This window comes from Veillonella sp. T14073-2, assembly GCF_002959875.1.
Lineage (GTDB): Bacteria > Bacillota > Negativicutes > Veillonellales > Veillonellaceae > Veillonella > Veillonella infantium.
The window spans coordinates 158,362-171,362 of sequence record NZ_PPDC01000001.1 but is presented as its reverse complement, the minus strand read 5'-3'; the positions used below and the strand labels follow the sequence as shown (position 1 = coordinate 171,362).

The 13,001-nt window shown below is 39.4% G+C and carries 16 protein-coding genes and 3 tRNA genes; 15 read left to right on the top strand and 4 right to left on the bottom strand.

Going from position 1 to position 13,001, the window contains the following annotated elements:
* Positions 1–14: 14 nt before the first annotated feature.
* The 12 genes from wecB (at position 15) to VCHSUH04_RS00895 (ending at position 8,693) form a co-directional block, all read left to right on the top strand.
* The gene (gene wecB / locus VCHSUH04_RS00950; protein WP_105084947.1) at positions 15–1,157 is read left to right on the top strand and encodes a non-hydrolyzing UDP-N-acetylglucosamine 2-epimerase; all 1,143 of its coding nucleotides are present in this window, start codon (positions 15–17) and stop codon (positions 1,155–1,157) included.
* A gap of 1 nt (position 1,158) precedes the next feature.
* A complete protein-coding gene (locus VCHSUH04_RS00945) occupies positions 1,159–1,353 on the top strand; it encodes an AtpZ/AtpI family protein (protein ID WP_009352385.1) in 195 nt (64 codons plus the stop codon).
* Between the two features lie 10 nt (positions 1,354–1,363).
* Positions 1,364–1,732: an ATP synthase I superfamily gene (locus tag VCHSUH04_RS00940; protein WP_024065896.1), complete on the top strand. Its 369-nt coding sequence runs from the start codon at positions 1,364–1,366 to the stop codon at positions 1,730–1,732.
* A 170-nt stretch (positions 1,733–1,902) separates the two neighbouring features.
* A complete protein-coding gene (gene atpB, locus VCHSUH04_RS00935; protein WP_105084946.1) occupies positions 1,903–2,601 on the top strand; it encodes a F0F1 ATP synthase subunit A in 699 nt (232 codons plus the stop codon).
* Between the two features lie 20 nt (positions 2,602–2,621).
* A complete protein-coding gene (gene atpE / locus VCHSUH04_RS00930) occupies positions 2,622–2,849 on the top strand; it encodes a F0F1 ATP synthase subunit C (protein WP_004695064.1) in 228 nt (75 codons plus the stop codon).
* Between the two features lie 18 nt (positions 2,850–2,867).
* On the top strand, positions 2,868–3,365 hold the full coding sequence (atpF, locus tag VCHSUH04_RS00925) for a F0F1 ATP synthase subunit B (protein ID WP_060924369.1): 498 nt from the start codon (positions 2,868–2,870) through the stop codon (positions 3,363–3,365).
* A gap of 4 nt (positions 3,366–3,369) precedes the next feature.
* Positions 3,370–3,921, top strand: a complete 552-nt coding sequence (gene atpH, locus VCHSUH04_RS00920; RefSeq protein ID WP_105084945.1) for an ATP synthase F1 subunit delta — start codon at positions 3,370–3,372, stop codon at positions 3,919–3,921.
* Positions 3,922–3,937: 16 nt separating this feature from the next.
* A complete protein-coding gene (gene atpA / locus VCHSUH04_RS00915) occupies positions 3,938–5,476 on the top strand; it encodes a F0F1 ATP synthase subunit alpha (RefSeq protein ID WP_105084944.1) in 1,539 nt (512 codons plus the stop codon).
* 3 nt (positions 5,477–5,479) lie between these two features.
* A complete protein-coding gene (gene atpG, locus VCHSUH04_RS00910) occupies positions 5,480–6,334 on the top strand; it encodes an ATP synthase F1 subunit gamma (protein ID WP_105084943.1) in 855 nt (284 codons plus the stop codon).
* 18 nt (positions 6,335–6,352) lie between these two features.
* The gene (gene atpD, locus VCHSUH04_RS00905; RefSeq protein WP_105084942.1) at positions 6,353–7,777 is read left to right on the top strand and encodes a F0F1 ATP synthase subunit beta; all 1,425 of its coding nucleotides are present in this window, start codon (positions 6,353–6,355) and stop codon (positions 7,775–7,777) included.
* Between the two features lie 3 nt (positions 7,778–7,780).
* On the top strand, positions 7,781–8,188 hold the full coding sequence (atpC, locus tag VCHSUH04_RS00900) for an ATP synthase F1 subunit epsilon (RefSeq protein WP_024065902.1): 408 nt from the start codon (positions 7,781–7,783) through the stop codon (positions 8,186–8,188).
* A gap of 148 nt (positions 8,189–8,336) precedes the next feature.
* A complete protein-coding gene (locus VCHSUH04_RS00895; protein WP_105084941.1) occupies positions 8,337–8,693 on the top strand; it encodes a hypothetical protein in 357 nt (118 codons plus the stop codon).
* Between the two features lie 70 nt (positions 8,694–8,763).
* On the opposite strand, the gene VCHSUH04_RS00890 is transcribed toward VCHSUH04_RS00895, so the two are convergent.
* The 4 genes from VCHSUH04_RS00890 to VCHSUH04_RS00875 form a co-directional block, all read right to left on the bottom strand.
* Positions 8,764–9,672: a hypothetical protein gene (locus VCHSUH04_RS00890; protein ID WP_105084940.1), complete on the bottom strand. Its 909-nt coding sequence runs from the start codon at positions 9,670–9,672 to the stop codon at positions 8,764–8,766.
* Positions 9,673–9,779: 107 nt separating this feature from the next.
* Positions 9,780–9,855: transfer RNA gene (locus VCHSUH04_RS00885), tRNA-Val, on the bottom strand.
* 3 nt (positions 9,856–9,858) lie between these two features.
* Positions 9,859–9,933, bottom strand: a tRNA-Glu gene (locus tag VCHSUH04_RS00880).
* Positions 9,934–9,937: 4 nt separating this feature from the next.
* Positions 9,938–10,013, bottom strand: a tRNA-Asn gene (locus tag VCHSUH04_RS00875).
* 742 nt (positions 10,014–10,755) lie between these two features.
* Here VCHSUH04_RS00875 and VCHSUH04_RS00870 point away from each other — a divergent pair.
* The 3 genes from VCHSUH04_RS00870 to VCHSUH04_RS00860 all read left to right on the top strand — a co-directional run bounded on the left by VCHSUH04_RS00870 (position 10,756) and on the right by VCHSUH04_RS00860 (position 12,995).
* Entirely contained in the window at positions 10,756–11,598 is an 843-nt protein-coding gene (locus VCHSUH04_RS00870; protein WP_105084939.1) for a fumarate hydratase, read from the top strand.
* Between the two features lie 19 nt (positions 11,599–11,617).
* Complete coding sequence (locus VCHSUH04_RS00865) at positions 11,618–12,178, top strand: Fe-S-containing hydro-lyase (protein WP_005385442.1); 561 nt, start codon at positions 11,618–11,620, stop codon at positions 12,176–12,178.
* A 265-nt stretch (positions 12,179–12,443) separates the two neighbouring features.
* A complete protein-coding gene (locus tag VCHSUH04_RS00860) occupies positions 12,444–12,995 on the top strand; it encodes a TIGR01440 family protein (RefSeq protein WP_105084938.1) in 552 nt (183 codons plus the stop codon).
* The last annotated feature ends 6 nt before the right edge of the window (positions 12,996–13,001 follow it).

Genomic DNA, 13,001 nt, shown 5'->3' with positions numbered 1-13,001 from the left:
TGTTGGAGGCAACTATGTTAAAAGTTATGACAATCTTTGGTACAAGACCTGAAGCTATCAAGATGGCTCCTCTTGTAAAAGCACTAGAAGCAGCACCAGATATGGAGCCGATTGTAACCGTTACGGCACAACATCGCGATATGCTCGATCAAGTACTAAACTTGTTCAATATTACCCCTGATTACGACTTAAATATTATGAGCCAAGGTCAAACATTGTACGATGTAACAAACCGTGCATTGATGGGCCTCAAAGATGTATTAGAAGAAGCTAAACCTGATGTAGTTCTTGTACATGGTGATACAACAACAACCTTTGCAGGTGCTTTGGCGTCCTTCTATCAAGAAATTCCTGTAGGTCACGTAGAGGCAGGTCTTCGTACTGGAGATATTTATTCTCCGTTCCCAGAGGAAATGAATCGTAAATTGACTGGTTCTATTGCAACCTATCATTTTGCACCAACAGCTAGTTCTGAAAGCAATCTTAAAAAAGAAAACATTAATACAGATCATCTATATGTAACAGGCAATACTGTTATCGATGCCCTTGATACAACAGTGCAAGATAATTATGTTTTTGATGATGCTGCAATCAATGCATTAGATCCTGAAAAACGTACAGTTCTTGTTACTACACATCGCCGTGAAAACTTAGGCGAGCCTATGCGCCATGTGTATCAAGCTATTCGCGATTTGATTAATGAATTTAAAGATATTCAGGTGGTATTCCCTGTACATAAGAACCCTAAGGTTCGCCAAGTTGTACAAGAGGAACTTGGTTCTGTAGAACGTGTTACCTTAATTGATCCGCTTGATTATGAACCATTTGCGAACTTAATGGCTAAATCTTATTTGATTCTTACTGATTCTGGTGGGATTCAAGAGGAAGCGCCAGCCCTTGGCAAACCAGTTCTCGTATTGCGCGATACTACAGAACGCCCTGAAGCGGTTGAAGCTGGTACGGTTCGCCTAGTAGGTACTGATAAAGATGCAGTACACGCAGCGGCTCATGAATTGTTGAGCAATGCAGCAGCTTATAAATTGATGTCTAACTCCGTTAACCCTTATGGTGACGGCAAAGCATCTGAACGCATTATTCAAGCGTTGCGCCATGAGTTCTTAGGCGATTCTAATCGTCCTGAACGGTTTGGTAAATAATATGGATAAGGACCTTGTGAAAGCCCTCGCCATGGCAACATCGGCGGGGCTCACACTCGTTTTCTGTATAGGTGGTTTCATTTGGATTGGATATACACTGGATGGTTGGTTTAGAACTGAACCGTTATGTATGATTATATTTGGTCTTATTGGAGCTATAACAGGTTTTTATATGTTATATAAACAAGTTAAGTAGTGAGGTATATATGAATCAATATATTAAATTCATAGTGCGTGTGCTACTAACTTGTTTTTTTATTGCCTTTTTAGGCGGTATAATACAAGTTTTATGTGGCCTAGAACAGTATCTATGGGGATGGTTTTGGGGTATTTTTATAATGGTACTCTACTTGCTAAGTTTAGCTTTGCATGGTCAATCCATTGTATCAGGGGATCCTTACAAAGCCGTTCGTAAAGCTCGTAGACAGATGATATGGCGTCTTATGTTAGTAGGCTCATTAGTAGTCTTAGGATTAAAGATTCCCGGCATAGAGGCTATTAGCATGTTTGTTGGTGTCGCACTTATTCAGCCCGCATTATATGTTGTTTACTGGTGGCTTAGTCGACATTTCTAAGCTTATGATGTGTTAAATTATAGATGTATTCCAATAATGCATTATACACAATATATTCATGAGTAATTTGAATTGTTTACCTTTCAAGTGTTGATTATATATCTATAACGATGTATGATGATACATATATATTATATTTATATTTATTGTAAGTATATTAGTTTTTTATTATGTCTATGGAAGGGGTTGAGAACGTGGAATTACATGCGGGACACCATGAAGTCGTGCAGTGGTTAGGGTTGACATTTAATTTGGATACTCTAATTGCTACATGGGTTACTATGGCTATTGTAATACTGATAACAGTACTAGCCACCCGGGGACGAAAATTGGTGCCTGTAGGCTTGCAAAATATAGTTGAATCTATATTGGAAGGCTTAGAGGGGCAATTAGCTCCGAACTTAGGTCGTCATTGGCCGATGGTGAGTTCCTTGTTATTTACGTTTTTCTTATTTATTTTTGTAGGAAACGAATTAGGTTTAATGCCTACGTTTAAGGCTTTAACATCACCAACATCCGATATTAATACTACTGTTGCATTAGCTCTATGTAGCACATTGGTAGTATGGGTTATGGGGATTAAAGTTAAAGGCTTATCCTATTTCAAGCATTTCGTACGACCTTATAAGGCTTTGCTAATACTGAATATTTTTGAAGAGATTGCTAGACCTGTTACACTTGCCTTCCGTCTATTTGGTAATATCGTAGCTGGTGAAATTCTGTTAGAAGTATTGTACAATTTGCCTTGGTTTGTACCGGTACCATGGGTATGGATTGCTTTTAGTTTATTTATTGGTATTATTCAGGCCTTTATTTTTACCGTTCTTACTGCCTCCTACTTGGGGATGGCTCTTAGTGAGGAACATTAATTTTTTACGGAGGATATATTATGGAAGCTCAAGGTTTATTCGCATTAGCAGCAGCAATCGCAGTAGGTTGTGGTGCCATTGGTGCAGGTATCGGTGACGGTCTTGTATCTAGCAAAGTAATTGAAGGTATTACGCGTCAACCTGAATTGCGTGGTCAATTGATGTCTACTATGTTCGTAGCGATTGGTTTGATCGAAGCGATGCCTATCATCGGTGTAGTAGTAGCATTTATTTTGTTATTCAGATAATAACGAGGAGGAATAACCTTGGTTGACTTAAGCCTTGGAACGATTCTTGCTCAAATGTTGAACTTTTTTATATTAGTTTGGCTATTAGCTCGTTTTGCATATAAACCATTATTGGCTATGATGACAGAACGTAAAGAACGAATTGCTAAAGACTTAGAAGCTGCAGAAAAAGCTCGTGTAGAGGCAGAGGGGTTTAAAGCTGATTATGCTGCTCAAATTGCTAAAGCACGTCAAGAAGCACAACAAATTGTTGAAAAAGCAGTTCAAGAAGCAGAAAATACAACACGCGAACAATTAGCGACAGCACGCGAACAAATTGAACAAGAAAAAAATCGTGCTCGCCAAGATATTGCAATCGAACGTGATCGTGCTATGAATAGTTTACGCAATGAAGTTGTTTCTTTGTCTGTAGCTATGGCTGGTAAAGTTGTTGCTAAAGATATGAACAGCGAAACTAATACAAAATTGATCGAAGACGCTATTCGTCAACTTGATAGTAAAACGATAGGGTTGTGATACGATGAGCATAGAAATTGTAGCAGATAAATATAGTTCGGCTATGTTTGAATTAGCTCAAGAACAAAATAAGTTGGAACTCATGGAGGAGCAATTAGGTTATGTAGCATCCGTAATGGTTGATCAACCTGAGTTGCGTTCATTTCTAGAGAATCCGATCGTTACAGAAGATGCAAAGATTAAGCTTATTAGTAAAATTTTTGACTCTAGTATCGATAAAGTTGCTCTACACTTTATTTATGTGATGATTAAGCGCGGTCGTTATCGCTATATAGCATCGGCTATCGAAGCGTTTATTAAGAAATCACGTGCAGCACGTGGTATTTTGGAAGCTACTGTAACAGTAGCTGAACCAATTACAGCTGATGTAGAAGCATCTGTACAAGCTAAACTAAGAGAAGTAACAGGAAAAGATGTCATCTTATCCGTGCGTCAAGATCCATCCATTATGGGTGGTATCGTTATCCAAGTAGGGGATAAACGCATCGATGGCTCTGTAGCTCGCCGTTTAGAGGAATTAGAAAAATCTTTATTAAGAACGAACTCTATTAGATAGGGGTGAATGGGTATATATGAAAATGAAGCCTGAAGAAATCACTGCTATAATTAAACAGCAGATTCAGGACTATGATGTTGACCTCAATGTCGATGACGTGGGTACTGTTCTTGACGTAGGGGATGGCATCGCCCATATTTATGGTCTTGAAAGAGCCATGGCTGGTGAGTTGTTAGAGTTACCACACGGCGTATATGGCTTGGTTTTGAACTTAGAATTAGATAATGTTGGTGCCGTACTATTAGGTGACGACTTCTTGATTAAAGAAGGCGATGAAGTACGCCGTACTGGCAAAATTATGGACGTACCAGTAGGTGATGCTCTTATTGGTCGTGTAGTAAATCCATTGGGGCAGCCTATCGATGGCAAGGGTGCTATTCAAGCGACTGAACGTCGTCCTGTAGAACATCCAGCGCCTGGTATTGCGGATCGTCAATCTGTAAACGAACCATTGCAAACAGGTTTGAAAGCTATCGATGCGATGGTGCCAATTGGCCGTGGCCAACGTGAGCTTATCATTGGTGACCGTGGTACAGGTAAAACTGCAATTGCTCTTGATACAATTATCAATCAAAAAGGTAAAGATGTAATTTGTATCTATGTAGCAATTGGTCAAAAAGAATCTACCGTAGCTCGTGTAGTACAAAAATTGGAAGAAACAGGTGCGTTGGAGTATACAATCGTTGTTTCTGCTAGTGCTTCTACAGGGGCTCCACTACAATACATCGCTCCGTACGCAGGTGTTGCTATGGGTGAATACTTCATGTATAAAGGCAAACATGTACTTTGTGTATATGATGACTTAACTAAGCAAGCGGCTGCTTACCGTGCTATGTCTTTATTATTACGTCGTCCACCAGGGCGTGAAGCGTATCCAGGCGACGTATTCTACTTACACAGCCGTCTATTAGAACGTGCTGCGAAACTTTCACCAGAACTTGGTGGTGGTTCCATTACTGCGTTGCCAATCATTGAAACACAAGCCGGTGACGTATCTGCATACATCCCAACAAACGTAATTTCCATTACTGATGGTCAAATTTTCTTGGGTACAGATATGTTCTACTCTGGCATCCGCCCAGCGGTTGATGTAGGTTTGTCCGTATCCCGTGTAGGTGGTAGTGCGCAAACTAAAGCGATGAAACAAGTAGCAGGCCAATTGCGTTTGGACCTTGCTCAATATCGTGAGTTAGCCGCCTTCGCTCAGTTCGGTTCCGATCTTGATGCGGCTACTAAAGCACAATTAGACCGTGGTGAACGTTTGACTGAAATGTTAAAACAAGGTCAATATGAACCTATGAGCGTAGCGGAAATGGTTATTAATCTTTACGCTGGTACAAAAGGGTATTTAGCAAATATTCAAGTAGATGATATTTTAGCGTTTGAAGCTGAACTTTTACGTTATATAAAAGCTAACTATCCTGAAATCATCACAAATATTGAAACGTCTAAGAAAATTGACGAAGATACTGAAAATCTATTGAAACAAGCAATCCCAGAATGTGTAGAAGCATTTGGTTCTACACATACATTAGTGTCTCGTAAGGAGGCGTAATGTATGGCTAGTGCACAAGATTTGCGAAAACGCATAAAAAGTGTTACCAATACGCAACAAATTACTAAAGCGATGAAGATGGTAGCCTCTGCTCGTCTTCGTAAGGCGCAAACTAAAGCGGAAGCTACTCGTCCTTACGCAGAGAAGATTGGGCAAATCTTGCGTCATATATCTAATAGTGATTTAGAAGGCTTTAGCAGTCCTTTGTTAGAGGTACGCCCTATAGAACGCACATGCTATATCGTAGTAGGTGCCGATAAGGGCCTTGCAGGGGCATTCTCGTCTAATGTGTTGAAGTTTGCTATGGAACAATTGCATGGTAAATCTTCCGATACATACCGTGTTATCACGGCAGGTAAAAAGCCTAGAGATAGCATGAAATCTAGAGGAATTCATATCGATAAGTCCTATGCAGGCTTTTCTGATAAACCTTCTTATGAACATGCCCGTGCCATTATGCATGAAGCACTTTCACTATACGAACGTCATGAAGTTGACGAAGTCATCATGATCTATACACGTTTTGTAAATTCTATGACGCAAATTGCACAGGCTGAGCGCTTGTTGCCGATAGAGCAACCACAAGATGAGGTAAAGGGCGAAGAGTATGATTTCATGCCATCTGCTGTATCTGTCTTGGAGGCGTTGCTACCAAAATATTTAGAGATTACTGTTTATAATGGATTGTTGCAATCTGCAGCAAGTGAATTAGGTGCTCGTATGACAGCTATGACATCTGCTACAGATAATGCAGGGGAACTCATTGATTCCTTAGGTCTTGAATATAACAAGTTACGTCAATCTAGCATTACAAACGAAATTTCTGAAATCGTTGGTGGCGCTAATGCCTTGCAATAAATAAGGAGACATTTGTCGATGAGTAATAATATTGGTAAAGTTGTGCAGGTCATTGGCCCAGTTGTAGACGTGCGCTTCGATGCTGGTCATTTGCCAAGCATCTACAACGCCATCAACATCTACCATGATCATAAGGCACATGATAGACAAAAAATTGTAGTAGAGGTTATGCAACACTTAGGCGACGATACTGTACGTTGCGTTGCGATGAGCTCTACTGACGGTATGACCCGTAATATGGATGCCGAAGATACTGGTGCTGCAATTGCGGTTCCTGTAGGCGAAGGCGTGTTGGGTCGTATCTTTAACGTATTGGGTGAAACTGTAGACCATGATCCAGCTCCGGTTGTAGCCGATGAAAAATGGCCTATTCACCGTCCAGCACCTAAATTTGATGACCTTTCTCCAGATACTAAAATCTTGGAAACAGGTATTAAGGTCGTTGACCTTATCGCTCCATATGTAAAAGGTGGTAAAATCGGCCTCTTCGGTGGTGCCGGTGTAGGTAAAACCGTATTAATTATGGAATTGATTCACAATGTTGCCACAGAGCACGGTGGTTACTCCGTATTCTCCGGCGTAGGCGAACGTACTCGTGAAGGTAACGACTTGTGGAATGAAATGAAAGAGTCCGGCGTTATCAACAAAACAGCTCTCGTATATGGCCAAATGAATGAGCCACCTGGGGCACGTATGCGCGTAGGTCTTACAGGCCTTACAATGGCTGAATACTTCCGTGATGTGAAAAAACAAGACGTGCTCTTGTTTATCGATAATATCTTCCGCTTTATCCAAGCGGGCTCTGAAGTATCTGCCCTCCTAGGTCGTATGCCATCTGCCGTAGGTTACCAACCTACATTGGCTAATGATGTAGGGGCATTACAAGAACGTATTACATCTACTAAAGAAGGCTCTATTACTTCTGTACAAGCTGTATACGTACCTGCCGATGACTTAACTGACCCTGCTCCAGCGGCGACATTCGCTCACTTGGATGCGACAACAGTATTGTCTCGTTCCATTGCGGAACTTGGTATCTATCCAGCGGTGGATCCGTTAGATTCTACAAGCCGTATTTTGGACCCACATGTACTTGGTGAAGAACACTATGAAGTAGCGCGTGGCGTGCAAGAAGTGTTGCAAAAATATAAAGATCTTCAAGATATTATCGCAATCCTTGGTATGGAAGAATTGTCTGATGAAGATAAATTGACTGTATCTCGTGCGCGTAAGATTCAACGTTTCTTGAGTCAACCGTTCTTCGTAGCTGAAGTATTTACTGGTTCTCCTGGTAAATACGTACCATTGTCCGAAACATTGAGAGGCTTTAGAGAAATCCTTGATGGTAAACATGATGATTTGCCAGAAGGCGCATTCTACATGGTTGGTACCATCGATGAAGCCGTTCAAAAAGCAAAGGAAATGCAAGAGAAGGGGGAATAATCCATGGCGGAACCTATGACCCTACAGATCATTACACCTGATGCGATTGTCTTTGAAGGCAAGTCTACATTCTTTGTAGGTAAAGCTATCGATGGTCAATTTGGTATTTTGCCAAATCATGCACCTATGATCATTGCATTAGATTTAGCACCGTTACGCATAGATCAACCAGATGGAACATCTCGTGAACTTGCAGTATTCGGTGGTTTCTGTGAAATCGAACATAATAAGGTGAGTATTGTAACACCAGATTGCCAAGATCCATCATCCATTGATGTGGAGCGTGCTCGTCGAGCAAAAGAACGTGCAGAAGGTCGGTTATCTAATCCTACACCCGATATTGATGTAGAAAGAGCAGAAGCTGCATTAAAACGTGCATTATTGCGCTTGCATGTAACTAAACAACTATAAAGTAAAAGGCTAGCCATAGGGCTAGCCTTTTTCTATAGAATTTCATTTTGTTTATAGGAAACACTCATCTAACATTAAGGTCATCTACTTATACTAAAATTTGTCATTTAAATTTAATGACTTATTGTGTTAATTTGGAGGTTTTCTAATGAACGTATCAAAAAAATCTTTCATTGCTTTTGCTGTATTAGCATGCTGTTTTGGTGCATCTACACTAGGAACACATGTAGACGCATCTTATGGTTATAAATATACTGACTCGGTTCGTCCACCAGTAGAAACTCCTACAAATGATGCTTTTAGAGCTAACATGGTTAAACAAAATGAAGCTGATAATGCTAAATATGCTGCGACTACTAATACAAGTACAGCAAGTGCAAAAGATGATGATTCAATTTATTACGTAAGCGATTTATCTGATTCCTTCCGTAGTTCATTTACTGCACTTTTAAGAAATGCTGGTTTTACAGAGCATCAACTTAGATTAATCGGCTTGATTCACTAAGTTATGTATCGTTAATAGGTGAATACAAAAAGACCGTTAAGCAATTGCTTAACGGTCTTTTTAGTGTCTCTTATAATACGCTAACACCTTTTAAGGAATACGCTGTATTCTTAGGTTGTTCTACTTGGAAATCAAGTACTACTGGAGATTCAGAGTTAATACCAGGTGCTTGATAGCGGTCGCGGTCTGTTGGAATGCGTTTGTATGGTAATTTATCAAGTAATACAGTCATAACTTTGTTCCATACAGCCTTATGTGTTGGCATTGTTAAGGAATCATCAGTTTGATTGAATCCACTGCGTACAGTGTGAATTACTTGATCATTCACATCGTAATAATATAAAAGTGCATTTACCTTTGCGGCGATGTACATTTCACGATCATCATTATTATATGTATATGGGCTATTAACACCATTGATTTGTACATATACGTCTTGTAATGGTACAGGCATAATAACGATTTCAGAATTTTGTGCAGCTGCAATTTGTGCAAGGTCAACAGCTCTAATTTCAGCTGTTGGCGTATTAGTACTTACGATTGCTGTATCATAGTATGGATACTTAAGCGTATTAGATAGACGGTCTGTCATGTAACGACCTAATTGGGCGGTGTTTTCGTTGCGCAATTTTGCAGGTACAACAATTGTAACTTTGCGACTAGGGAAATTATCTAAGTGACCATCATAATTAGAATTAGAAGTATTGATAGTCGCTTTTTCAGGTGTTCCAACAATTGGAGTTGAAACAGGTGTATTTGCAACCTTCAAAATAGGTTGACCATTATTATCGGCTTGTAATGTAGGGGTAGTCGTATCTACATTGGATGGCATAGAGTTAATGATTACCGGTTGAGCGGTATTTGATGTTAACTGGCTCATATTAATAGTGGCAGCACTTGCTGTAGCGAGTGTAGATGCTAATAATACACCTAGTACTGTAAGTAGCGAACGTTTATAGCGTCCGAATGTATAAAACATAGTTCCTCCTCTAAATAAGACTCTTTAAAATTCACAAACAAAACAACTGGTACTATTATATCACATATACAAAAAAAAGAAGCAAGCTTTATGCTTGCTTCTAGGTTTGGTGGACGATGACAGGATCGAACTGCCGACATCCTGCTTGTAAGGCAGGCGCTCTCCCAGCTGAGCTAATCGTCCATATGGTGACCCGTCCGGGAATCGAACCCGGGATACCGCCGTGAAAGGGCGGTGTCTTAACCGCTTGACCAACGGGCCAGAATGGCTCCTCGAGTAGGACTCGAACCTACGACCGATCGGTTAACAGCCGATTGCTCTACCAACTGAGCTATCGAGGAATGGTACGATTGTTATTATATGTTAGATTAATTATAAAAGCAAGCGTTTTTTTTAAAATTACTATAAATCAAAAGACGTTAACTATGACTAAAACACATAACGTTATACAAAAAATCAATTATTAAAAATTTTGATAAGTAAGTCATTAAAATTAATATAATCTATATAAATGAATAAACATAGATAAACACTGTGTTTATAGAGATATCTTGAGGGATATTTTACTAAGAGTTAGCAATATAAGTATATTGAATATAATCGGTATACATATGCATTACAAAAAAGTTTAAACCTTTTATTTGAAAAATAATATCAAGTAGCCTGAAAGTGTATTTATCATCTTAGATATACTCTGCATTTATACGGTGATTTCAACCTAATTTTGGCCTCTAAAAGTGGATTAAGATATAGGGTATAAAAATTCTTTTAACCTATGATTAACTATGACTTTTATCACATTGAAAATGTAGTTTTTATAGTTGAAAATATGATGAAAAAGAACTATTGAAATACCGAAATATATACAGCGATATTCATGAAAATAATTCTCAAAACATGAAAAAGCATTGAGAAAACTGTATAGTTAAGCCGTTGAAAGCATGTATGTTGTGTGTTACGATTGATGCATAGAGTTAATCTCGATGTGTATGAGAAACATATGTCTTATACACTTGAGAGTTAAAAGTTATCTCACGGTAATTTAGAATTAATATTCAACTATGTTCCTGAGGAGGGATTATCTTGCGCGAGATTCAAGTATCTGAAATCACAAAAACAGTCCGTCAAATGTGTATGGACGCAGCTTACCACTTGCCAAAAGACATCTATGAAGGCTTGAAAAAAGGCCGTGAAACAGAAGAGTCTCCAGTTGGTTGCATCGTTCTCGATCAAATCATCAAAAATGCAGAAATTGCTGATGCTGAAGATCGTCCATACTGCCAAGATACTGGTATGACATTGGTATTCGTAGAAGTAGGTCAAGATGTTCATTTCGTTGGTGGCGATCTTAAAGAAGCTATCAATGAAGGTGTTGCTCAAGGTTATGTAGAAGGTTACCTTCGTAAATCCGTTGTAGCAGAACCATTGTTCAACCGTAAAAACACTCAAAACAACACACCTGCAATCATCTACATCGATATCGTTCCTGGCGATAAAGTAGAAATCAACGTAGAACTTAAAGGTTTCGGTTCTGAAAATAAATCTGACGTAGCTATGTTGGTACCTGCAGATGGCGTTGAAGGCGTTAAAAATGCAGTTCTTGAAATCGTAAAACATGCTGGCCCTAACCCATGCCCTCCAATCGTACTTGGCATTGGTATTGGTGGTACTATGGACCAAGCAGCTGTTATGTCCAAAAAAGCTTTGCTTCGCGATATTAGCACTCCTCACAAAGATCCTGAGTATGCAAAATTGGAAGAAGAAATTTTGGAAATGGTTAACAAAACTGGTATCGGTCCACAATTGGGCGGCACAACAACTTGTATCGGTGTAAACATCGAATGGGGTGCAACTCATATCGCCGGCCTTCCTGTTGCTGTTACTATTATGTGTCATGCTGCTCGTCATAAACACGTAGTACTTTAATCGGTAGGAGGTAATTACAATGGCTGAAACAATTCGCATTAATACTGAAGAATATAATGAAGAGTTTTCCCGTAAATTAAAAGTTGGTGATAGCGTTCTTATCACTGGCAAAATTTACTCCGCTCGTGACGCTGCTCATAAAGTTATGACTGAAGCTTTAGCACGTGGTGAAAAATTACCAATCGATTGGACTAACAAATTCGTTTACTACCTTGGCCCAACACCTGCAAAACCTGGTGATCCAATTGGCTCCGCTGGCCCTACAACTTCTGGTCGTATGGATGCTTACACACCAACAATGCTTGATCAAGGTATCAAAGGCATGATCGGTAAAGGTTCCCGTAAACCAGCAGTAGTTGAATCCATGAAGAAAAATGGTTGCACATACTTCGCAGCAGTTGGTGGCGCTGCAGCATTGATTGCAAAATCCATCAAAAAATACGAAGTACTTGCTTATGGTGAACTTGGTCCAGAAGCTTTGGCTGAATTGACAGTTGAAGATTTCCCTTGCATCGTAGTTGGCGATACTGAAGGTAACAACTTCTACGAACAAGGCCAAAAACCTTATAGAAAAATCTAATATCACCGTTGAGTGATTGAAAGAGGCTTGCTAATGCAAGCCTCTTTTTTTCTATAGATATTCAATAATTATCACTGTACATGTATATATTTAATGATTATTACATTGTTTATTAGTATGATAGTAATATATGAAATTACTTTTATAGTTTATATATTATTATGTTAGATTCACCTTTGCTTAGTAGAGTAAAGTCTACCGATTCTGTCCATTTTGTGATAATATACATATAGATTTATACATTCAAAGTGAGTGAGGCGATATGATGACTTCTGTAGAAACTATTCGTCAGTCAGTGCGTACAGCGATGGCTGAATTGCTAGATTTGGCAAAGGTTCGAGAAGGTCAATTGTTCGTAGTGGGTTGTTCCACTAGCGAAGTTATGGGTAAGAAAATTGGCACTGATTCCCACATTGATGTGGCTCAGATCCTATTTGATGAAATATATAAAGCTATTAAAGCTAAAGGCCTTAATTTGGCCGTTCAATGCTGTGAGCATATTAATCGAGCTCTTGTTATGGAACGTAGTGCAGTAACATGGGAGGAAGAGGTTAATGTAGTACCTCAACGTCATGCAGGTGGAGCCATGGCCGTTACTGCCTATGAACGTTTTGACGATCCAGTGATGGTTGAATTTATTAAAGCTGATGCAGGCATCGACATCGGGGACACTTTCATAGGTATGCATATGAAACATGTTACTGTACCAGTACGCCTCAGTATTAAAGAAATTGGTGAGGCTCATGTAACTGCTTGTCGTGTTCGACCTAAGAGTATTGGTGGTGAACGTGCTGCATATAATGAAGCGTTGATGTAGGGGGAT